This is a genomic window from Rheinheimera sp. EpRS3, assembly GCF_001513785.1.
In the GTDB taxonomy this organism is placed as follows: Bacteria; Pseudomonadota; Gammaproteobacteria; order Enterobacterales; family Alteromonadaceae; genus Alishewanella.
In genome coordinates this window covers 63,718-84,230 of sequence record NZ_LNQS01000012.1, presented here as the reverse complement: position 1 = coordinate 84,230, position 20,513 = coordinate 63,718, and the positions used below count along the sequence as shown (strand labels likewise).

General features: G+C 46.4%; 20 protein-coding genes. 6 read left to right on the top strand and 14 right to left on the bottom strand.

Annotated elements, in window-relative coordinates:
• Positions 1–164 precede the first annotated feature (164 nt).
• Positions 165–1,418, top strand: coding sequence for a kynureninase (kynU, locus tag AR688_RS19115; RefSeq protein WP_197412291.1), 1,254 nt, complete (start codon positions 165–167; stop codon positions 1,416–1,418).
• Positions 1,419–2,576, top strand: coding sequence for a GNAT family N-acetyltransferase (locus tag AR688_RS19110; protein ID WP_068238003.1), 1,158 nt, complete (start codon positions 1,419–1,421; stop codon positions 2,574–2,576).
• A gap of 23 nt (positions 2,577–2,599) precedes the next feature.
• On the opposite strand, the gene AR688_RS19105 is transcribed toward AR688_RS19110, so the two are convergent.
• Together AR688_RS19105 and AR688_RS19100 are read right to left on the bottom strand one after the other, a co-directional pair.
• The gene (locus AR688_RS19105) at positions 2,600–3,205 is read right to left on the bottom strand and encodes a DUF938 domain-containing protein (protein ID WP_068238002.1); all 606 of its coding nucleotides are present in this window, start codon (positions 3,203–3,205) and stop codon (positions 2,600–2,602) included.
• 16 nt (positions 3,206–3,221) lie between these two features.
• Positions 3,222–3,863 (bottom strand): DUF481 domain-containing protein, encoded by a 642-nt coding sequence (locus AR688_RS19100; protein ID WP_068237999.1) that lies wholly within the window; start codon positions 3,861–3,863, stop codon positions 3,222–3,224.
• Between the two features lie 146 nt (positions 3,864–4,009).
• Between AR688_RS19100 and AR688_RS20385 the strand changes: the two genes are divergently transcribed.
• Positions 4,010–4,183 carry a hypothetical protein gene (locus AR688_RS20385; RefSeq protein WP_197412290.1) on the top strand — a complete coding sequence of 58 codons (174 nt, stop codon included), beginning with the start codon at positions 4,010–4,012 and terminating at the stop codon, positions 4,181–4,183.
• 265 nt (positions 4,184–4,448) lie between these two features.
• On the opposite strand, the gene AR688_RS19090 is transcribed toward AR688_RS20385, so the two are convergent.
• Both AR688_RS19090 and AR688_RS19085 read right to left on the bottom strand, forming a co-directional pair.
• Complete coding sequence (locus AR688_RS19090; protein WP_068237996.1) at positions 4,449–5,174, bottom strand: hypothetical protein; 726 nt, start codon at positions 5,172–5,174, stop codon at positions 4,449–4,451.
• A 914-nt stretch (positions 5,175–6,088) separates the two neighbouring features.
• Positions 6,089–6,679, bottom strand: a complete 591-nt coding sequence (locus AR688_RS19085; protein ID WP_068237993.1) for a hypothetical protein — start codon at positions 6,677–6,679, stop codon at positions 6,089–6,091.
• 541 nt (positions 6,680–7,220) lie between these two features.
• Between AR688_RS19085 and AR688_RS19080 the strand changes: the two genes are divergently transcribed.
• The 3 genes from AR688_RS19080 (at position 7,221) to AR688_RS19070 (ending at position 8,507) form a co-directional block, all read left to right on the top strand.
• Positions 7,221–7,535 (top strand): hypothetical protein, encoded by a 315-nt coding sequence (locus tag AR688_RS19080; RefSeq protein WP_156420359.1) that lies wholly within the window; start codon positions 7,221–7,223, stop codon positions 7,533–7,535.
• On the top strand, positions 7,516–8,004 hold the full coding sequence (locus AR688_RS19075; protein WP_156420358.1) for a hypothetical protein: 489 nt from the start codon (positions 7,516–7,518) through the stop codon (positions 8,002–8,004). The genes AR688_RS19080 and AR688_RS19075 overlap by 20 nt, the downstream gene beginning before the upstream one ends.
• A 236-nt stretch (positions 8,005–8,240) precedes the next feature.
• The gene (locus AR688_RS19070; RefSeq protein WP_068237985.1) at positions 8,241–8,507 is read left to right on the top strand and encodes a hypothetical protein; all 267 of its coding nucleotides are present in this window, start codon (positions 8,241–8,243) and stop codon (positions 8,505–8,507) included.
• A gap of 5 nt (positions 8,508–8,512) precedes the next feature.
• Here the strand turns inward: AR688_RS19070 and AR688_RS19065 are convergent, their stop codons facing one another.
• The 10 genes from AR688_RS19065 to gyrA form a co-directional block, all read right to left on the bottom strand.
• Positions 8,513–10,237, bottom strand: coding sequence for a potassium/proton antiporter (locus AR688_RS19065; RefSeq protein WP_068237983.1), 1,725 nt, complete (start codon positions 10,235–10,237; stop codon positions 8,513–8,515).
• 17 nt (positions 10,238–10,254) lie between these two features.
• Positions 10,255–10,959, bottom strand: a complete 705-nt coding sequence (pyrF, locus tag AR688_RS19060) for an orotidine-5'-phosphate decarboxylase (RefSeq protein WP_068237982.1) — start codon at positions 10,957–10,959, stop codon at positions 10,255–10,257.
• Between the two features lie 14 nt (positions 10,960–10,973).
• The gene (locus AR688_RS19055; RefSeq protein ID WP_068237971.1) at positions 10,974–12,110 is read right to left on the bottom strand and encodes a tetratricopeptide repeat protein; all 1,137 of its coding nucleotides are present in this window, start codon (positions 12,108–12,110) and stop codon (positions 10,974–10,976) included.
• A 3-nt stretch (positions 12,111–12,113) separates the two neighbouring features.
• The gene (locus tag AR688_RS19050; RefSeq protein ID WP_068237964.1) at positions 12,114–12,356 is read right to left on the bottom strand and encodes a hypothetical protein; all 243 of its coding nucleotides are present in this window, start codon (positions 12,354–12,356) and stop codon (positions 12,114–12,116) included.
• A 41-nt stretch (positions 12,357–12,397) separates the two neighbouring features.
• Positions 12,398–12,682, bottom strand: a complete 285-nt coding sequence (gene ihfB, locus AR688_RS19045; protein WP_068237962.1) for an integration host factor subunit beta — start codon at positions 12,680–12,682, stop codon at positions 12,398–12,400.
• A gap of 63 nt (positions 12,683–12,745) precedes the next feature.
• Positions 12,746–14,422 (bottom strand): 30S ribosomal protein S1, encoded by a 1,677-nt coding sequence (rpsA, locus tag AR688_RS19040; protein ID WP_156420357.1) that lies wholly within the window; start codon positions 14,420–14,422, stop codon positions 12,746–12,748.
• A gap of 110 nt (positions 14,423–14,532) precedes the next feature.
• Positions 14,533–15,222 carry a (d)CMP kinase gene (gene cmk / locus AR688_RS19035; protein WP_068237954.1) on the bottom strand — a complete coding sequence of 230 codons (690 nt, stop codon included), beginning with the start codon at positions 15,220–15,222 and terminating at the stop codon, positions 14,533–14,535.
• Positions 15,223–15,367: 145 nt separating this feature from the next.
• Positions 15,368–16,648 carry a 3-phosphoshikimate 1-carboxyvinyltransferase gene (aroA, locus tag AR688_RS19030; protein ID WP_068237951.1) on the bottom strand — a complete coding sequence of 427 codons (1,281 nt, stop codon included), beginning with the start codon at positions 16,646–16,648 and terminating at the stop codon, positions 15,368–15,370.
• Positions 16,645–17,727 carry a 3-phosphoserine/phosphohydroxythreonine transaminase gene (serC, locus tag AR688_RS19025; RefSeq protein ID WP_068237948.1) on the bottom strand — a complete coding sequence of 361 codons (1,083 nt, stop codon included), beginning with the start codon at positions 17,725–17,727 and terminating at the stop codon, positions 16,645–16,647. The genes aroA and serC overlap by 4 nt, the downstream gene beginning before the upstream one ends.
• A gap of 145 nt (positions 17,728–17,872) precedes the next feature.
• Positions 17,873–20,485 carry a DNA topoisomerase (ATP-hydrolyzing) subunit A gene (gyrA, locus tag AR688_RS19020; protein WP_068237945.1) on the bottom strand — a complete coding sequence of 871 codons (2,613 nt, stop codon included), beginning with the start codon at positions 20,483–20,485 and terminating at the stop codon, positions 17,873–17,875.
• Positions 20,486–20,513: the final 28 nt, after the last annotated feature.

The following is a 20,513-nucleotide window of genomic DNA, read 5'->3' as shown; positions in this document are numbered from 1 at the left end:
AATACAAGCTGACAGACTGATCCGGGCAGAGCTTTTGCGACTAAGCCATAGCAAATAAGCATAACGCGCCAGGCAGCACTAACTTACACTGCAACGTTAGCAATAATTATCAAGCTAAGTTTATGATTAAACGTTTAATAACAGCTACAGGAGCAGTTTGCCAAGTGACACATCACGCTAAATTGACTTGTGCAGCGTTGCAACAACGCGATATCGACGATCCACTGTCGGGAAAACGGGCTGCTTTTTACCTGCCGGACAATACCCTGTATCTGGACGGTAACTCGCTCGGAGCTATGCCAAAGATCGCGGCAGAGCGCGCAGCAGAGGTGGTCAGCCAGCAGTGGGGAGAAGGGCTTATTACCAGCTGGAACCGCCATCATTGGATAGATTTGCCCTTTAGCGTTGGCGATAAGATTGGCCATTTAATCGGTGCTGCGCCAGGACAGGTAATATGCTGCGACTCCACTTCGGTAAACCTGTTTAAAGTGCTATGCGCGGCTTTATCATTGCAGCCGGCCCGCAGTAAGGTGCTTTCCGTTAGCGGTAATTTTCCGACCGATTTATATATGGTTGAGGGGCTAAGCGCCCTTACCGGTAATAATCACTACCAGTTACAGCTGGTGGATGAATCTGAACTGGAGCAGGCAATCACCGGGCAGGTTGCGGTATTACTGCTAACGCATGTCGATTTTCGTAGCGGCCGTTTATTTGATATGGCAAAACTGACCCGGCTGGCACAGGATAAAGGCGCGTTGGTCATTTGGGATTTAGCCCACAGCGCCGGAGCTTTACCGCTGGCGTTAGACCAATGTCATGTCGATTTTGCTGTAGGCTGTGGCTACAAATACTTAAACGGTGGCCCGGGCGCGCCGGCTTTTCTCTATGCGGCAAAACGGCATCATGCCATGCTTCAGCAACCATTAACCGGCTGGATGGGGCATAAAACGCCGTTTAGCTTCAGTACACAGTATGAAAAGGCCTCCGGCATTGCACAGTTTCTGACAGGTACACCACCCGTAATATCGATGAGCGTGCTGGATGCGGCACTTGACGTTTTTGCTGATGTCGATATAGCGCAGCTGCGGCAAAAATCGCTGGCACTGAGTGATTGCTTTCATCAGTTAGTTAGCCAGAATGATTGTTTAAATGAACTTGAACGTATTACGCCCTATGCCGCTGCTGAACGTGGCAGCCAGTTAGCCTATCGCCACCCGCAGGCTTATGCACTGTGTCAGGCGCTGATTAAGCAGGGCGTTATTGCCGATTTTCGTGCGCCGGATATTCTGCGCCTGGGCTTCACACCACTGTATTTACGCTACATTGATGTTTGGACAGCGGTAGAAATTCTGGCTGATGTAATGCGCAGTAGCGAGTACTTAAAGGCCGAGTACCAGATAAAACAAAAGGTTACTTAATTGTTAACGATAAAGTGGCTACATAGCTTAAGTGCGGTAAGCGCCGCACAGTGGGACGCGCTATTTACGACGGATAACACAGCAGCGGCTTACCCGTTTTGCCGGCATGCGTTTTTACTGGCACTGGAGCAGGGCGGTAGTGTCGATGCCGGCAGTGGCTGGCACAGCCAGCATCTTACGCTATGGCAACACAATAACCTGGTTGCCGCCGTGCCCGGCTACCTGAAACAACACTCTTACGGCGAATACCTGTTCGACTGGCAGATTGCTGAGGCGTACCAGCAGCACCAACTGGCTTATTATCCAAAATGGATAGCGGCTATTCCGTTTACACCAGCAACAGGCCCCAGGCTTGGCCTGCTAAGTGCTGATCTTGCCAATAGCCTGCTACCACTTATTTGTGCAGCAATAAAGCAGCGGTTGGCCGCTGACGACTTTTGCAGTGCGCAATGGTTATATACCACAGCACCATTGCAACACAGCCTGACAGAGCAGGGCTTTTTAGCGCGCCATGATGTGCAGTTTTTATGGCAAAACAGCGGTTATATGCAATTTGATGATTTTTTACAGCAGCTTAACGCCCGTAAGCGCAAGCAAATCCGCCAGGAGCGTAACCAAACCAACGGTTTTAGCATCAAAACCCTGCATGGCAACGAGCTTAGCGCTGCACACTGGCAGGCGATTATCCGCTGTTATCAAGCGACCTATTTAAAGCGCTCTGGCCATCAGGGCTATATCAGCTCGCAAAGCTTTATTGCTTTGGCTGAAACTATGGCCGATAGCATAGTAGTATTTGCGGCCTTTACCGACGCAGCAGAACAAGACATTATTGCCGCAGCTTTGTGTTTTAAAAGCGCTGATACCTTATACGGCCGTTACTGGGGGGCGCTTATTGATGCCGAGCATCTGCATTTTGAACTGTGTTATTACCAGGGTATTGAGTATTGCATCAGGCATGGTCTGCGCTATTATGACGCCGGCGCTCAGGGCGAGCATAAGCTTAAGCGCGGCTTTGAACCGGTAATGCGCAATGGCAGTTACCTGTTTGCTGACACGCCGTTAAGTGGCGCGATAACAGCGTATTTTCAACAGGAAACTGAACATCTTAAAGCCTATAGTGCGGCAGCGATGCAGGCTTTACCCTACAAAAAAAACTAACCCTCGAAGCATTGCAGCTCTTACTAGGTGCCAGTTCGCAAAAACTGCAGCAAGCGGTTATTTGCCGGCATACTGTGATCGTGCTGTAGGGTAAAACCGGCTGCGCCGGCTAAAGCCGTAACCGCTGCAATATCGCGGATACCCATCGCCGGATCGCGGCTTTTAAGTGACAGATCAAATGCTCTGTTGCTATCGCTGGTAAAGCGGCCGTTATAGTTAAAAGGCCCATAAATACAAAGTGTTGCCTGCTGTGTGGTTAAGCCGGTTAAGCGGCTGAAAAACTGCTCAACCACCGGCCAGGGCATAATATGCAGCGTATTGGCGCTAAACACTGCATCAAACTGCTGCTCTGGCAATGCATCGGCACTGATATCCAGTTGCAACGGCAAGGGTAGGTTAGGCAAAGTTGCCCGGCGTAACCTCTCGGTTAAATCGGGTAAGTACATTGCCTGATCCGACGCCTGCCAGCGCAAATGTGGCAAAGCGGCAGCAAAATGCACCGCATGCTGGCCGGTACCACTGCCTACTTCCAACACCTTACTGCAGTTGGCAAACGCCTGTTGCAGCACAACTAAAATCGGCGCTTTGTTGTTTTCACAAGCCTGGGAGAAGGGCAGATCGCTTTGCATTAATTTGGTCACCTTGTCAGAAATTCAGTGCAACGCCGGTGCCCAGTAAAGATGCATCACTGTCGAACTGATAGCTGATATATAAATCAATCATTGGTGTTACGCTATAACGCGCAGAAATATCGCCAAAAGTACTACTATCGGTGTCAGAGCCGTCGTTATAGCGCAGCGCGGCTGCTAACTCCAGATTTTGCACTATAAGGTAACGAAAACCGCCGCTGGCCTGAAAGCCATTAGAGGTGCTTTTTTCAAAACCCACAACTTCAGTTTCTGAGCGCACATAGCCTACCTCAAAAAACGAGTCTATATTGTCGGTTACAGCCTGGCGCACACCCAACCCAAGCACTAACTCAGACGCTTCCAGCTCAAGCCCCAAAATATCATCTATACCAACATCACCTGATAAATCATTGTAAGAAGCATGCAGGTATATAGTGTCAGACAATAAATAACGGGCATTAAGCTGGTAACCATCAAGATCTACGTCATCATTGCCTATATTTTTAACAGTGGCTTTGGCGTAGCCAGCACTTACGTAATTCCAGTTAATATCAGACTTAGCAGCCTTCTTCCAGCCCATATTTGGCGTATTAGCTTGTGCAGTAAAAGCAGAGCAGCCTAAAGCGGTCAGAGCCAGGCCAGCGATAATTGACTTCATAAAACCTCTGTTGTGATCTAAGGGAAATAAACGCCAACAGAGTAGCACTTTTGCAGCAAATAAGTGAAATTATTCAATAAGGTACTGTAGTATCAACGGAATACTGCAGCAGGCTGCATGGTGAGTCGCATGAGAAAGGAAAACGTATGAGTAATGCCCAACAACAACTGTTTTTAAGCACGCTTAAGCAGCAATTTGCAGATATTTTTACCACCAGCAAAGCCGGAAAAGATACCGCCAGCTTACGGTCACGCACTCAAGGCTTTATCTATGCCGGCGAGTTGCTGGAACTGTGTAGCCGTGAAGATGTACACAGTTAATGGAGCAAGTGCATCAGGATGTGTTTGGCTGCAGCATTGAACAACGAAAGCCCAACGGAAAAGCCCGTCGCCAACAAGCATTAAAAGCAGGCGACTATGACTATTTCGACGAACCGGCATTTAATAGAAAGTGAGGGCCGCTTAGTTGTCGTCTAATTGCCAATTAAACATAATGGACGTTTGAACAACGGGGCTTATAGCCCCGTTATTATGCGCTTAATATAAAAAACCTCATGATTAAACGATTTGAACAGTGGTATAAAATTTAATCGTCATATTTGTCCGAAAGCATAGCACTCAATACACTCACAAAATCAATAACATTTGCAACCACTTCACGGTAGTACTGCTGCTCACTCGGAATAAGATTATCTCCAACCGTACAGGTGACATTAGCTCCAGATTCTTTAACTTTTCTTATGTATGTCTCATTGCAAACCCAATTATTATGCATGCCGATATCCCGTCTAGCCTTTGCTTCAATAAAAATATTCCAAGAATCTTGCAGAACACTCCAATCAACAGATAAGAGATTGCAGAGCTCTTTAATTATCTCTTTAGGCTTTTTGTACATAAGGCTATAGATGTATTTTTCGGAAGCTTCTGATACAAGCTCATCAACTGACCTATCCAATACATCTGTAAGGGAAAATTGCGCATTTAAAATTTTCTTTGGGTATCTTTTCAAAATTATTCGGATAATATTTGCCAAATAGACTTCAACACTGGAAATTAGGTCAACAAAAAGCACAGATGCAAATAAAGCTTCAACTGAACAATTATTTAACCGCTTCGTAAGGGATAAATAATTTTCACTTAAACCGATAGCAGTGGCTTGGATTTCATTGCACTCTGTTAAACTATCTTTAAACGCCATAACCTCCATCGAAAGTTTACTTGCGCGAAGAGTGAAATTATGTGCGTCATAAAATTTTGCGCATTTTGCAATTAGGCTTTTAGATTCTAAAAGTAAAGTTTGTCGAGTATTCATAATGCCTCAAAATCGGTAAAGTCTTTAAACAATCTATTCAGATAATCAGCAATATGCAACAACATTTTGTATTTTGTACACTGGTTATGTCATGTAGCTTTCCCTTGTAGCTTTGAGCTGCTTTGCTGATTGTTCTGCCGTCCATTTATAGCGCCATATCATAGAAATGTCACCGGCTGTGCAGCTGCTGTATGGCGTGTGTAAGAAACCGCCTTTGTCTATGCTGCAAAGCAGCCAGCTGTTTATTGGTGGTAATGGGTGAGGGTGGTTAACCGCCGTTAATGCTTAAAATATGTTAAATACTTGCGCTATTAGCTGACTGCGGTTTATGTTCTTATTGCTGTTGATTCAAAGGTCGCGGAATATCTTGATAAACGTATTGAAGAAGAAACTTTTGTACTGGCATCTGGCGTTTAAGCTTCAAAATAAAATGCAGAAATGCTGCAGGCAGTTATATTTAAAAAAGAATTTCTAACCAGTAAACAGTTAAAACGCCTTGCTAAACACCTCAAACCAAACAACGGCAAGATTGCTATTCAATTTGGCTGCTTTGACAAGAGTGAAACGTTTTAAACGTTAAATGCATTGCATAGGCAAATTTAATGGACCGTACACATTTATTTGGGCTCTGAAGATTAATCTATTACCCCAGTACACCTCTATGTAATATGGAATGTTATTTAGAGGAATGTTGAACATTTGGAAATACCCATATTCATTTGTATATGCAGGAGCACTGCGCCCTAAGACAGGGTGAACGAGAGATACCATAAGACCAGGCGCAGGCGATCCATTTTGTGCACTACAAAACGAACCTTGAACTACAGTAGTTGGGCCGTATTGAGCTTTTGCTTCACTTAATAGAAATATCGAGAATAAGAATACATAAATGGAGAACGTAATTTTCCTTGTTTTCATTGGGCATCTCCAAAAGATGATGGTGCAGTGATGGGCTGAATATTATCACTGGCATCAACGGGAATAATATTTTGCATGCTTCCTACAATTGCAGTTATCTGCTGTTCAAGCTCAATTGATTCAAATTTTAAAGTTCTGTTTTTAAGTTCATTAAGGCTAAATGTGATTCTTTCAGGCTTGTACCCTGGAGCGGAAATTTCTAGAGTAATATCTTCGACGTGGGGGTGAATCCTACCTCTAACGATGCCATTTGTGCCACCATCAAGGGTCCATGTTGAGGACCTTGCTCGTATAGTTACTGGTTCAGCAATATCGACAATTTCCCCTTCAATAGTTATTGGCTCCACAGAGGTTGGCTTTGAGGAATAGATTGATATTGATGAAAATATCAGGCCAATTAAGAAAAAAGCTATGCCAGGCACTTGGGTATTAAGGCGAAAGTCCTGTTTCCATTCAATACTGAGAGCTGTACTTGAATCTGTTGCAGCCAAAACGAGAGCACCTTTGTAGATAAGAACAATACCACCGACTACCATTATAAGGCCTGCAACAGCAGCTAGGATTACGGCATAATCAAAAGTGCTCATTTATACTTCCTTTTAAAATAAACTAGATTAGGTAAAGCAACCATGGATAGAATTTTTCAAAAATCAGTTATCAATATTCTGGTTCTATTTTCGTTAAACGCAAGTGCTGACACGATAAAATTTATGGTAGAAAATAAGACATCAGCAAAACTAATCGATTTACAGATATCCTCCAACAATCATTCGTGGTCATCATTTAGCTCGGTAGACCTAAATCCATCAGAATCAGCAGTCTTTGAATGGATTCATTCACCTGAATCCAGTTGTCACCAGTATGTCCGAGGCAATTTTAGTCAAGGAGGATGGAGTGCTTCTGTTAAAGTAGATTTTTGTATAAAACAAAGTGTTAAAATTACTTTCGGGCCTTAGTAGTTAACATAAGCGCCTGCAATAGGCTTTTTAGCGCGTTAGGGCCTCAGCGGCTGAACTGGCAAAGCGCGGTGTCGTAGAGTACAAATTTAAAGAGCGCAGCTAACGCAGATGATGGATTTTTTTGCCGAATAGCGTAGAATCGAAATATAGCTAAGAGGGTATGTATCAAATGCGTTTGTATATTCTAGACAGCAACAACCAAAAGGTGCAGCTGGGCTACGATGCTCAAAACCGTAAAGAATTGGCAAGGCTGATCGGCAGCGCCAAATTCAAACACGGTGATACAATATATGCCGTTAATCAAGTTCAAGCAGAATCCGATTCCACAAGCGTTATACCGGCAGCGGTGGGCGCACTGGTCGGGGTATTGGGTGGCGGTGTAGGGCTTGCTATAGGTGGCACTATTGGTGCGCTAGTCGGTGAAAATCTCGTAAAAGAAGACAAACAAAAGGCCACCACGTTTAATGCCAGCACTGCCGAATAACGCACGGGAAATACCGTGGCCAACTGTTGGATTTTTTTTGCTTTCGGCGGCGTCTTTGATGGTGTCGTTTTACTATCCAGAAATTGTCGCATCAACAGTTAAGTTTCTTGCATCAGACTGCGGTGAGCAGGTCGTTCCGCGAGTTATCACCGGCTTAGTGTCATCATTATTTATCGCGGCATACATAACTGAAATCAGGCGGAAGCGTGAGCTACCTTTATTGCCGAATTTGCTTAGCTGCTTTACTACGTTATCATTGTCTGTTGGTTTTTACACCTTGTCGCGGTGGTTAATTCTGGATATATACGGCAGTTCGACAGAGAAATTTATGCCGTATATCAGCAAATTAGACATAACAGCCTTAGTGGTTGCATTAATCATGCTGCTAATTGAGGTATCAAAACAATTAGCGCATGAAATAAGCAAATTAAAGCGGAGTACAAAAGGTATAACTGTAGAAGCCGCATAAACTAGAAGCCAACGCGAGCATGATGATGGCAATAGCGCATAAGGGTTTGTATTAGGTATAAATGCAATTTAACATAATATTGATTATGGGATATAAAGCTATAGTTGGTAAAGCGGCTATTGAAACCATAAAACCCGTGTGTCAGTTCTAATTACCTTCATATGCATCCAATAGACTTCCCATTTTAACTCAGCGCTGTAGAATGCTGTCATTCGGTATTTTTTCAGGTTTTATATATGGCAATTACCATTCGCCCCAATGACGAGCAACTGGCTATTTTAGCCAAAGTACAGCGTATGACGGCTGAGCTTACTTACTCAAAAGCTATCTTTAAAGGCCTTGCTGAATATGTGCAGCTGAAAAAAGACTTTGATGAGCTGGAAAAAAAGCATAACGCGCTGCTAAATGCACATGCCGATCTAAAAGACACCGTAACGATGTATGTTATGTCTAAAACCAAACTGGAACGCATGCTGCAAAATGACGCCAAAGCGCAGGATTAACTGCGCTAATCAGCTACGGGTTTGATACCCACCTGAGTTGCTTCGCCGGCGTCGTTTACCTGGCGCACTGTTAATAACAGTTTGTCCAGCTGCACCTGGTCACCAATAACCACCCGGCGGTGAAAACGCTGGGTGATATAGCCAGCCAGTGTTTGCTGCTTGTCCTGATCTTCAATATTGATGGTGTAAAACGCATCTAAATCGCTAAGGCTGATGCTACCGTTAAGCACAAAATCACCGAAGAAACTGCTTTGGCTTATTACTGATTTCTCTGCATCTTTGGCCAGCACTTCACTTATTTGCCGGGCATGTTTAAGTTTAGTTAGCACCATTATGGTGTCTTTGCTGGTAAACACCGGCGTTTTTGCCGGCAATATCCATTCACCATCGCGCACAACACCTAAAAAATGTACCGGATGTTTAAACTGTAAATCTGCCCAGCTGGAAGCTAACACCGGTGAGGTGTCGGTTACTTTAAATGCCAGCACTTCCATTACATCGTTACTGGGAACCGCATCCAGCGGCATCACCTGATCGGGTGTCAGTTCGGCCGGTACTTCCAGTTTTAGCCAGCGCGCTACCGGCACTATGCTCCAGCCTTGCACCACTAAAGATACAATAACCACCACAAAGGCGACGTCAAAATACAGATGTTCATCCGGCATGCCGGCCAGCCACGGAAACAGCGCCAGAATAATAGGAACCGCACCGCGCAGCCCAACCCAGCTGATAAACAGCTGATCGCGTGCCGGGAAACGAAATGGTATTAAACTGAAAAATACGGCTATCGGTCTGGCGATAAAAATCAGCACCGCAGCCAGCAATAATGCCGGTACCAGATGATTCATTAAGTTGCTGGGCACAACCAGTAGACCTAACATCAGAAACATACCAATCTGGCTGATCCAGGCCAGGCCGTCATGCATGCGCAAAATATGAATAATCTGTGGTAAGCGTGCATTACCGACCAGATAACCCATTAAATACACGGCTAAAAAACCGCTGCCACCGAAAGAGTTGGTTGCCGCATAAATAAAGATACAGCTGGCGACGGCCAATAAAGGGAAAAAAGCGAAGCTAAGCGGTAATTTACGGCACAAAAATACAAACACGCGCCCTGCTCCATAACCCATTAACCCACCTACTACCGCTTGTTGTAAAAATACAAAAGCGACCGACCAGCTTACAGGTTCCCCCTGCGCTAGAATACCAACCAGAGTAAGGGTTAAAATAACAGCCATGGGATCGTTACTGCCCGACTCTATTTCCAGCGTTGAGGCCACCCGATCTTTAATACGCAGGCCCTGCGATTGGAAAATAGAAAATACCGCTGCAGCATCAGTTGAGCTTAAAATAGCGCCCAGCAGTAAGCCTTGCAATAAGGTCATATCTAGTAAATAAGCAGCAGAAATACCGACAATACCGCAGGTAAGCATTACACCGAGGGTTGCCAGCATAGATGCCGGCGCCAAAGCTACCCGAAAACGTTCCGGATGGGTGCGCATACCGCCGTCAAACAGAATAATAACCAGCGCGATAGAGCCAATTAAAAACGCAACTTGCGGGTTATCGAACTTAATGCCAACCAGGCCTTGTTCGCCTGCCAGCATGCCGATTATAAGAAATACCAATAGCATGGGCGCGCCAAGGCGCGCTGAAATAAGCGTAGCTATGATACTGATAACAAAAAGAAAACCGCCAACTAATATCGCGAGGTTTATGCCATCCACCCTAACCTCCTGATTAATTAGGCGTTTGATATCTCCTGAACTATAGCATTCAATGCTTGCAGTGGGTGCATGGCTTTCGTGATCGGGCGACCGATCACCATGTAATCAACACCTGCAAAGAGTGCCTGAGCCGGAGTCATTACACGTTTTTGGTCGTCCTGGCTACTGCTGGCCGGGCGAATACCTGGTGTAACCAAACAAAAGTGTTTGCCAAATTGTTGTTTTAATAATGCCGCCTCTTGTGCTGAACACACCACGCCATCTAAACCCACCAGGTGTGTCAACGTTGCCAGCTTCAGTACCTGCTGCTCTGGCGTTTGATTAATGCCCAGCTCAGCTAAATCACTTTGTTCCATGCTGGTTAACACAGTAACAGCTATAAGATAAGGTTTGTCAGCACCGTAAGTTGTCAGTGCTTCACGCGCAGCATGCATCATTTTACTGCCGCCGCTGGCGTGTACGTTTACCATCCACACACCCAGATCGGCAGCAGCTTTTACCGCCTTAGCCACGGTGTTGGGTATGTCGTGAAATTTTAAATCCAGAAACACATCAAAGTGGCGCTGCTGCAGCTGTTGCACAAACTGCGGGCCAAAGTGAGTAAACATTTCTTTGCCGATTTTCAGCCGGCACAGGGTTGGGTCTAACTGGCTAACTAAATTCAGTGCATCTGCTTTTTGTTCAAAATCAAGAGCCACCACCACAGGAGTGTTACACGACATGCTTTTTCCTTTAACTAACGACCATCAATGCCACTGATAGGCTCTACAGTTTCCCACTGCTGACAAGATGGACACAACCAATAATGTTTACGGGTTTTAAAACCACAGTTACGGCAACTGTATAACGATTTTTTATCCAGATAGGCGTTAACCAGCTCTTCAACTGAAGACAATGCTTCTGCGGCCGGTGCCGATTGCTGCTGCCTGATCTGCAGTAATTTCTGAAACAACCGGATACTCGGTTGCTGTTTTAATTTATCCAGCAAAAATTGCTCAGCTGCTGTGGCTGAACCATGCTGTGCCAGCCAACTGGCCAGCAGTACTACTGAACTGATATTATGCTGTTTATTGGCCAGCTGGCTTAGCAACTGATACCACTCTTCGTCAGTCAGCGCGCATTGTTGCAATAACGGCAGGATATCGGCACTCCACTGCGGCTTATGTTCAACAATATAAAGCAAAGCTGACTTGGCAAGCGCAGTATGCTGATCGGCAAGTGCCCGTTGAGCCAGCTCATACTTAGGTCGCACAGCCGCCGGGTAACGTGATGCCAACTCCAATAATGGTTCGGTGCTGTATTGCGGCTGTTGTTTTAAAGCTTCAATTTGCATATTAGCCTGAGCAATTCGCAACGAGCGTGACTCGGTATGATCAACCACTGCACTGTACTGCTCAGCTTTGTGCCACTCGTGTGTAGCAATAAAAATGCTGAACAATTGCTTGAGTGCAGCTTCACCAAGCACCGGTGACTTAACCAAATTAACCAGCAATTTTTCCGCTCTGTCATACAAGCCGGCTGAAAAGTAATCTTTTGCCAGTTCAAACTGAATTTGCTGAGCTTGCGGTTTGGGTAATTTAAGTTGATGCAGCTTTTCGTGAATACGAATGGCCTTGTCCCAGTCGCCTTTGCGGCGAAACAGGTTGGCCAACGCCAGATAAGTTTCAATGGTGGCGGCTTCGATATCTAGCAGCTCTAATAACTGCTCAATAGCTTTATCTTCCTGATCGGTTAATAAGAAGTTTAAACCAGAAGATAAATTGCGGGTAATGCTGGCACGCCCTTTAAGTTCTTTATGTGTAACGCTGTTGCGTCCCATAAACCAGCCATAGGCTGCAGCTACCGGCAATAACAAAAACAGCAGCTCTAACATAGGCTAGCTGTTTTCCGTTGATTTACGCAGCCAACCCTTTGCTTTACGTTGCAGTGAATACAACAGGGCTATCATCAGGCCAAGCACAATGCCCAGCAGCAGGAAAATCAGCGCAATATCAACAACTCTTAAGCGTGCGCTGACAATAAGAAGATTTAAATCAGCCAGTTGCTGATTAATGGAACCAAACAGCACCCCTATTACAATCAGGGCTACTATTACTGCGATATAAAGTAGTCTGCGCAAGGGAAACTCCGTTTACGCCTGCAAACTCAATGTATTGAGGCTCAGGTGTTGTCTTTTACCCGGTCACGTAATTCTTTACCAGGTTTAAAATGCGGTACATGCTTACCGTCCAGTTCAACCTTGTCACCGGTTTTAGGATTACGCCCTACCCGTGGTGCACGGTAATGCAGAGAAAAACTACCAAAACCACGAATTTCAATGCGTTCGTTGGCGGCTAAGGATTGCGCCATCTGCTCGAGGATTTCTTTAACTGAAGCTTCAACATCCTTGACCTGAATATGCGGGAAATCAGTAGCTAATTTTTCAATTAATTCAGACTTGGTCATAGCCCCTCCGGCAAACTTGATTTTGGATAAAGCAGGAGGCTAAGCCCCCTGCTTCGTTAGCAATTAATCCTGCTTCTGAGCAGCTTTAAATGCTTCGGCCATAGCGTTACCACCAAAATCAGCTTCTTGTTGCTTGCTGTTGACAGTATCCATAGCTTCTTTTTCTTCAGCTTCGAATTTCGCTTTGATTGACAGGCTGATTACGCGGTTTTTGCGATCAACACCCATTAAACGAGCTTCAATTTCTTCGCCTACTTTCAGTACCGTAGTGGCATCTTCAATACGCTCACGCGCGATATCAGATACACGAACATAACCTTCTACCGCACCTTCTAACATCACAGTAGCGCCTTTAGCGTCAACGGCAGTTACTTCACCTTTAACGATAGCACCTTTTTTGTTGTCAGCAAGGTAGCCGTTGAACGGGTCTTCGTCCAGCTGCTTGATACCTAAAGAAATACGCTCGCGCTCTGGGTCAACTTGTAACACAACTGCGTGTACTTCGTCGCCTTTCTTGAATTCACGAACTGCTTCTTCGCCAGTGGCGTTCCAGCTGATGTCTGATAAGTGAACCAGACCATCGATGCCGCCATCTAAACCGATGAAGATACCGAAGTCAGTGATTGACTTGATCTTACCGCTTACGCGATCACCCTTGTTGAAGCCCTTAGCGAACTCTTCCCACGGGTTAGCTTTACACTGTTTCAGGCCTAAAGAAATACGACGACGTTCTTCGTCAATTTCCAGAACCATAACTTCCACTGAATCACCTAAGTTAACAACTTTAGATGGGTGGATGTTTTTGTTGGTCCAGTCCATTTCTGAAACGTGTACTAAACCTTCCACGCCTTCTTCGATTTCTACGAAGCAGCCGTAATCAGTCAGGTTAGTTACGCGACCAGTGATGCGGGCACCTTCTGGGTAACGTGATGCGATAGCGGCCCATGGATCTTCACCCATTTGTTTCAGACCTAAAGATACACGTTGTTTTTCGCGGTCGAATTTCAGTACTTTTACTGGAATTTCGTCGCCAACATTAACGATTTCGCTTGGGTGCTTAACGCGCTTCCACGCCATATCAGTGATATGCAGTAAGCCGTCTACGCCACCTAAGTCTACGAATGCACCGTAGTCAGTCAGGTTCTTAACGATACCTTTGACTTCCATGCCTTCTTCCAGCGTTTCTAACAGCTGGTCACGTTCATGGCTGCTTTCTGATTCAATAACGGCACGACGTGATACCACCACGTTGTTACGCTTCTGATCCAGCTTGATAACTTTGAACTCAAGTTCTTTGTTTTCCAGGTGCAGAGTGTCACGCACCGGACGTACGTCTACTAATGAACCAGGCAGGAATGCACGAATGCTGTCAACTTCAACTGTGAAACCACCTTTAACTTTACCAGTGATAACACCGATAACAGTTTCTTTATCTTCACAGGCTTTTTCCAGACGTACCCATGCTTCGTGACGTTTAGCTTTTTCACGAGACAGTTGGGTTTCACCGAAACCATCTTCAATGGCGTCTAACGCTACGTCGATGATGTCGCCAACGCTTACTTCGATTTCGCCGTTCAGAGATTTGAACTGTTCAACCGGGATAGCGGCTTCTGATTTCAGACCTGCGTCAACCATAACAACATCTTTCAGAACAGCAACAACTGTTCCTTTGATGATAGAGCCAAGGCGTGTTTCAGATTTAAAGCTTTCTTCAAGTAGTTGTGCAAAATTTTCAGTCATAGTCACTTTTTCAGTTAAGTGCTCCACGCCGCGTCGTGCGTTGTGGGGTTGCTAAATTTACCTGTTTAAATCCATTTAACAGGCTGTCCAAAATGCGGTTTTGGCCTGGTTCACACTAAGCCTGGTATTTTCATACCCGCGTAGTTCAGTACCTCTTCCAACACTTGTTCAATCGTTTTATTGGTCGAATCCAGTATGTAGGCGTCGGCAGCTGGTTTCAGCGGCGCAGTAGCACGGTTCATATCGCGCTCGTCTCTTGCCTGTATTTCGTTCAAAAGGTCGCCGATGTTAACATCAAAGCCCTTTTCTTTCAACTCTAAATAGCGCCGTCTGGCGCGCTCTTCCGGGGTGGCTGTTAAATATATTTTAACTGCAGCCTGCGGAAATACCACAGTACCCATATCACGGCCATCGGCCACTAAACCGGGCTCTTCAGCAAAGGCACGCTGACGACGTAGCAATGCTTCTCTTACCCGTGGCAAAGAAGCAATTTTTGATGCTAAATCAGCGACTTCTTGTGTGCGAATGGTGTGCGACACATTTTCGCCTTCGAGGGTTATACGGATATTGCCATGCTCATCACTACTGAACTGCACATCCAGATGCGCAGCCAGCGGCTGCAATGCTTCTTCGTCATCACAAACAATCTGGTGATGCATCGCGGCCAGAGCCAGCACGCGGTAAATAGCGCCACTGTCGAGTAATTGCCAGCCTAAACGCTGGGCCAGTAAACGGCAAATTGTGCCTTTGCCGGAACCGCCGGGGCCATCTATGGTAATTACTGCTGCAGAATGTGGCATCCTACCCCCTTTCAAACTACTGGTTAATCGGATTTAAAAACGGCGGTATTATACAGCTTTTTGCGACAAGATCTGTGTTTAATTGCGCTAAAGCGAAGGAAAGACGCGCAGTTGGAAGGCTACGCGTCTGGATGCTTTTAGTTATTTAACAAGCCAGTTGGGCAAATAAACTAAAGTAATTCGGGAAGGTTTTAGCGGTACAATCCGGGTCTTCAATAGTTACCGGAGTGTCACTCAAAGCAACCAGCGAGAAACACATCGCCATACGATGGTCATTGTAAGTGGCAATGCTGGCGTGCTTAAGTGTGGCCGGTGGTGTTACTTTAATATAGTCGTGGCCTTCTTCTACCTCTGCACCGACTTTTCGAAGCTCAGTCGCCATAGCGGCAAGCCGGTCGGTTTCTTTTACCCGCCAGTTATACACATTGCGGATAACCGTAGGACCTTTGGCGAATAATGCTGTAGTAGCAATGGTCATGGCCGCATCAGGTATCGCATTGTAATCGCGATCTATACCCTTTAACGTGTTACGCGTTACTTTAATGTAGTCATCACCCCACTCGACATCAGCACCCATGGCCTCCAGTGCGTCGGCAAAGTGAATATCGCCCTGCACCGCGTGTTTACCAATGCCTGTTACCTTGATACTGCCACCTTTAATGGCTGCCGCCGCCAAAAAGTAAGATGCTGACGATGCATCACCTTCTACCAGCCATTGGCCAGGCGAGCGGTAAAGCTGATTACCCTTGATGCTAAAACGCTTGTAGTCATGGTTTTGCACGCTAACACCAAAACGCTGCATCAGGGCCAGCGTAATATCAATATAGGGTTTGGATACCAGCTCACCGATGATGTCTATTTCGCTGTCACCGTTTAGCAGCGGTGCAATCATCAGGGCTGCGGTTAAAAACTGACTGGAAATACTGCCGTCGATTTGCATCCGCCCACCGTTAAGCGGCTTGCCTTTAATTTGTAGCGGTGGAAAGCCATCTTGCTGCAGATAAGTGATATCCGCCTGCCACTGGCACAATGCATCTACCAGATGTCCAATAGGACGCTCGTACATGCGTGGCTCGCCGGTCAGGGTCACATCGACGTTGGACGCAGCCAGGGCCGCGGTTAACGGTCGCATTGCCGTGCCGGCATTACCGAGGAATATTGTCAGCGCCTGCGGCTGGTCAAACAAACCGCCAATCCCCTGCACTTCGCATTTAGTACGGCATGCTGATAACGTATAGCTTACACCCAGTGCGGTTAAAGCATTTAGCATATGGCGTACATCGTCACTGTCGAGCAAATTAGTGATCTGTGTCGTACCTTGTGCCAATGCGGCCAGCAGCAATACACGGTTAGAGATACTTTTAGAGCCGGGTAAATGCACCTCACCGGCAACCTTAGCAATAGGGTTAAGGGTTAATGTTTTCATCCGTGCACCCGCTCAAATTCCTGCATAAAGCTCACTAAAGTTTGCACACCTTCCAGCGGCATAGCGTTATAAATACTGGCACGCATACCGCCCACCATACGATGACCTTTTAGTGCCAATAAACCATGTGTTTCAGCCTGGTCAACAAACATATCGTTTAACCGCTCATCGCTTAAGAAAAACGGCACGTTCATCCACGATCTGTACGCCGGGTCGACGTCATTGCTATAAAAATCGCTTTTATCAATATAATCATACAACAAGCTGGCTTTAGCCTGGTTACGCGTAGCCATCGAGGTAACGCCACCCTGCTGTTTTAACCACTTAAATACTAATGCTGCCAGATACCAGGCAAAAGTAGGCGGAGTATTAAACATGCTGTCGTTTTCTGCGGCTAAACGGTAATCCAATACCGACGGAATACCCGCATCTTTGCCGGGTAACAAATCTTCGCGCACTATAGCCAGCGTTAAACCTGACGGGCCGATATTTTTCTGTGCGCCGGCATAAATCACGCCGTAGCGGCTAACGTCAATTGGTCGCGATAAAATAGTCGAAGATAAGTCAGCAACGATTGGGCTGTTGGTTTGCGGTAATGCGGTAAACTCGATGCCATCAACGGTTTCATTCGGGCAACAATGCACATAGGCGGCGCCTTTGGTTAGCTGCCAGTCACTTGGTGCGGTAACCGTGCGGATACCATTAGTCGTTTTCTGGCGGATATCCTGTACGTTAATATCACCGTATTTTACCGCCTCTTCCACCGCCGATTTTGACCAGGCACCAGAGACAATATAATCGGCACTTTGGCCAGGCTTTAACAAATTAAGTGGCACTGCCGAAAACTGGCCGCGGCCACCGCCATGCATAAACAACACTTTATAATTTGCCGGAATGCTGAGTAAATCGCGTAAATCCTGCTCAGCTTCTGCGGCCAGGCGAATAAAGGGTTTGCTACGGTGGCTCATTTCCATTACGGAACAACCATGTTGTTGCCAGTTAATAAATTCTTGTTGTGCCTGCTGCATTACCTCTACCGGCAACATTGCCGGGCCGGCACAAAAATTAAAGGTTGTCATTTTTACTGCTTACTCCTGATTTAGCGCGTCTATTCAACTGGCCTGGTCGTATTTTCTGCTGCCGGCTTAATACCGATCTTGCTGTTTTAATTTTGATACAACTAAAAGCAAAACGAGCGCATAAGCGCCCGTTTTGTATTTGGTGTTACTCTTCTTCATCCTGCGCTAACTGGGTATCCGTCAGTACAGTGCTGGCCGCCTTTTCTGCCTCGGCTAACTCTTCCGCATCCTGAATTTCGTCAACTTTAGCCACGCCAACCACTTTTTCGTTGTCGGCGGTACGGATCAGGATCACGCCCTGGGTATTACGACCCACTTCAGATACTTCATTAACGCGGGTGCGTACCAGGGTGCCTTTGTTGGAAATCATCATAATTTCATCCAACTCGTTCACCTGCACCGCACCTACCACCAGGCCATTACGCTCCGACACCTTAATTGACACCACGCCCTGGGTAGCACGGCTCTTCGCCGGATATTCAGTTAATGAGGTACGTTTACCGTAGCCGTTTTCCGTTACGGTAAGAATTGGCCCCTCGCCGTCTGGAATAATTAACGACACCACTGAGCCACCTTCGCGCAGCTTGATACCACGCACACCGGTAGCGGTACGGCCCATGCCACGCACCTGATCTTCAGTAAAGCGCACTACTTTACCGTCATCAGAGAACAGCATAATTTCATTATTACCGTCAGTAATACCAACGCCTATCAGGCGGTCGCCGTCGTTCAGGTTAACAGCAATAATGCCGTTTGAACGTGGCCGTGAGTATTCTACCAACGAGGTTTTCTTCACCGTACCGTTAGCGGTGGCCATAAACACATATTTGTCGGCTTCGTACTCACGTACCGGTAGAATAGCATTAATACGCTCGCCTTCTTCCAGCGGTAGCAAGTTCACAATCGGCTTGCCACGCGCAGTACGGCTGGCCAGTGGTAACTGATACACCTTCATCCAGTACAAGCGGCCGCGGTTAGAGAAACACAAAATGGTGTCGTGGGTGCTGGCCACCAACAACTTATCAACGAAGTCTTCATCTTTTACTGTGGTGGCGGCTTTACCTTTACCACCACGGCGCTGTGCTTCGTAATCAGACAATGGCTGATACTTGGCATAGCCCAGATGCGACAAGGTCACTACCACATCTTCTTCAGTGATCAAGTCTTCCATATTGATATCCAGCATATTGTCTTGAATATCTGTACGTCGCGTGTCACCGTATTGCGCTTTTATTGCTTCGAGCTCTTCACAAATCACTTCCATTAAGCGCTCCGGGCTACCCAGAATATGCAGCAACTCGGCAATCAGCTCTAACAGCTGCTTGTATTCGTCGAGAATTTTTTCGTGCTCAAGCCCGGTCAGCTTATGTAAGCGCAAGTCCAGAATCGCCTGTGCCTGTTGCTCAGTCAGGAAGTACATGCCATCACGAATACCGAAGTGCTCTTCGAGCCACTCTGGCCGCGCCGCATCTTGTCCGGCACGTTCCAGCATGGCGCTGACGTCGCCTAACTGCCAGCCACGCTCGACTAAACCGGCTTTAGCTTCTGCCGGGCTGGCAGATTGCTTAATTAAATCAATAATATCGTCGATATTGGCCAGCGCTATGGCTAAGCCTTCAAGAATATGCGCACGGTCACGGGCTTTACGCAGGTCGTACACGGTACGGCGGGTAACCACTTCACGGCGGTGCAAGACAAAGCATTTAAGCATTTCAATTAAGCTAAGCAGCTTAGGCTGGCCCTGGTCCAGGGCTACCATATTGATGCCGAACACCGTTTGCATCTGGGTGTTGGTATACAGCTGGTTTAGCATCACATCGGTAGACTCACCGCGTTTAAGCTCAATAACAATGCGCATGCCGTCTTTATCAGACTCATCGCGCAGCGCCGAAATACCTTCAATGCGCTTTTCTTTTACCAACTCGGCAATTTTTTCAATTAAACGCGCTTTGTTAACCTGGTACGGAATTTCATTAACGATAATGGCTTCGCGACCGGTTTTCTCGTCGGTCTCTACCATGGTTTTGGCGCGGATATACACCTTACCACGGCCGGTGCGATAAGCTTCTTCAATACCTTTGCGGCCATTAATAATAGCGGCAGTCGGGAAATCCGGGCCCGGGATATACTGCATTAACTCGTGCAGCTCGATATCCGGGTTAGCAATTAACGCTAAGCAGCCGTCAATAACTTCGGTTAAGTTATGCGGCGGAATATTGGTGGCCATACCCACAGCAATACCGCTGGAGCCGTTGATCAGCAAGTTAGGCAACTTGGTAGGCATTACTGCCGGAATTTGCTCGGTGCCGTCATAGTTGGGCACAAAATCGACAGTTTCTTTGTCTAAATCAGCCAGCAGTTCGTGCGCAATCCGCGCCATCCGCACTTCGGTATAACGCATTGCTGCTGCAGAGTCGCCGTCGATAGAACCGAAATTACCCTGGCCGTCTACCAGCATATAACGCAGTGAAAATGGCTGAGCCATCCGTACTATAGTGTCGTACACAGCACTGTCGCCGTGCGGGTGGTATTTACCGATAACGTCACCTACCACACGGGCAGATTTTTTATAGGCTTTGTTCCAGTCATTGCCCAGTTCCTTCATCGCGAACAGCACGCGGCGGTGTACTGGCTTTAAACCATCCCTTACGTCCGGTAAGGCGCGGCCAACAATGACGCTCATTGCGTAATCGAGATACGAATTCTTTAATTCGTCTTCGATATTAATAGGAACTATTTCTCTGGCCAGATCTGTCATAAAACGCTAATTTCCCTTAAATCAGATA

What these genes read in the sequence shown, in the direction of transcription:
- cmk (WP_068237954.1), bottom strand. Translation starts at nt 15,222, where the DNA reads ATGCCACATTCTGCAGCAGTAATTACCATAGATGGCCCCGGCGGTTCC.
- pyrF (WP_068237982.1), bottom strand. Translation starts at nt 10,959, where the DNA reads ATGTCGTGTAACACTCCTGTGGTGGTGGCTCTTGATTTTGAACAAAAA.
- AR688_RS19090 (WP_068237996.1), bottom strand. Translation starts at nt 5,174, where the DNA reads ATGAATACTCGACAAACTTTACTTTTAGAATCTAAAAGCCTAATTGCA.
- AR688_RS19085 (WP_068237993.1), bottom strand. Translation starts at nt 6,679, where the DNA reads ATGAGCACTTTTGATTATGCCGTAATCCTAGCTGCTGTTGCAGGCCTT.
- gyrA (WP_068237945.1), bottom strand. Translation starts at nt 20,485, where the DNA reads ATGACAGATCTGGCCAGAGAAATAGTTCCTATTAATATCGAAGACGAA.
- AR688_RS20385 (WP_197412290.1), top strand. Translation starts at nt 4,010, where the DNA reads ATGAGTAATGCCCAACAACAACTGTTTTTAAGCACGCTTAAGCAGCAA.
- rpsA (WP_156420357.1), bottom strand. Translation starts at nt 14,422, where the DNA reads ATGACTGAAAATTTTGCACAACTACTTGAAGAAAGCTTTAAATCTGAA.
- ihfB (WP_068237962.1), bottom strand. Translation starts at nt 12,682, where the DNA reads ATGACCAAGTCTGAATTAATTGAAAAATTAGCTACTGATTTCCCGCAT.
- AR688_RS19080 (WP_156420359.1), top strand. Translation starts at nt 7,221, where the DNA reads ATGCGTTTGTATATTCTAGACAGCAACAACCAAAAGGTGCAGCTGGGC.
- AR688_RS19055 (WP_068237971.1), bottom strand. Translation starts at nt 12,110, where the DNA reads ATGTTAGAGCTGCTGTTTTTGTTATTGCCGGTAGCTGCAGCCTATGGC.
- AR688_RS19105 (WP_068238002.1), bottom strand. Translation starts at nt 3,205, where the DNA reads ATGCAAAGCGATCTGCCCTTCTCCCAGGCTTGTGAAAACAACAAAGCG.
- AR688_RS19070 (WP_068237985.1), top strand. Translation starts at nt 8,241, where the DNA reads ATGGCAATTACCATTCGCCCCAATGACGAGCAACTGGCTATTTTAGCC.
- serC (WP_068237948.1), bottom strand. Translation starts at nt 17,727, where the DNA reads ATGACAACCTTTAATTTTTGTGCCGGCCCGGCAATGTTGCCGGTAGAG.
- AR688_RS19100 (WP_068237999.1), bottom strand. Translation starts at nt 3,863, where the DNA reads ATGAAGTCAATTATCGCTGGCCTGGCTCTGACCGCTTTAGGCTGCTCT.
- AR688_RS19075 (WP_156420358.1), top strand. Translation starts at nt 7,516, where the DNA reads ATGCCAGCACTGCCGAATAACGCACGGGAAATACCGTGGCCAACTGTT.
- aroA (WP_068237951.1), bottom strand. Translation starts at nt 16,648, where the DNA reads ATGAAAACATTAACCCTTAACCCTATTGCTAAGGTTGCCGGTGAGGTG.